This window comes from Thermococcus sp. 21S7, assembly GCF_012027615.1.
In the GTDB taxonomy this organism is placed as follows: Archaea; Methanobacteriota_B; Thermococci; order Thermococcales; family Thermococcaceae; genus Thermococcus.
In genome coordinates, this window is record NZ_SNUT01000021.1 from 1 (window position 1) to 456 (window position 456).

Sequence of the window (456 nt, forward strand, 5' to 3'; positions counted from 1 at the left end):
GATGGCCTTTCTTTTCCTTCCTTAGCTTTTCTGAAAGTTTTAAACCCTCACCAGAAACGTATTCTTTCGACTCTAACGCCTTCGTCGCTGACCCGCAAAAATGCAAAACCTGCGGAATCCATCCTCGGAAACGTTGGCGAGCCGGGGTTGAGAAGAACCACTCTTTTCCCGTGGACAGAGTATGTATCGTGGTAAAAGCGATGGGTGTGACCGAAAATTAGAACGTCCACACCCATGTCCAGTGCCTTAAGCGTCAAAAACTGAGCGTTGAGCGAGAAAAACTGATGACCGTGGAGGAGACCGATACTCACGCCCTCTACATCGATTAGCTTCTCCTCTGGAAGGTTGAGGTGGTCGGCGTTGCCGCGAACTGCTATAACCGGCGCGAAATCCTCAAGCCTCTCCAGGAGTTCATGGGACGTAACGTCTCCCGTGTGGAGTATCAAATCCGGAGTT

At 50.7% G+C, this 456-nt stretch carries 1 protein-coding gene; it reads right to left on the reverse strand.

From position 1 onward, the window contains the following. Positions 1–47: 47 nt before the first annotated feature. Positions 48–456, reverse strand: a 409-nt coding sequence (locus tag E3E51_RS12935; RefSeq protein ID WP_167913521.1) for a YfcE family phosphodiesterase, incomplete at its 5' end; no start/stop codon positions are given.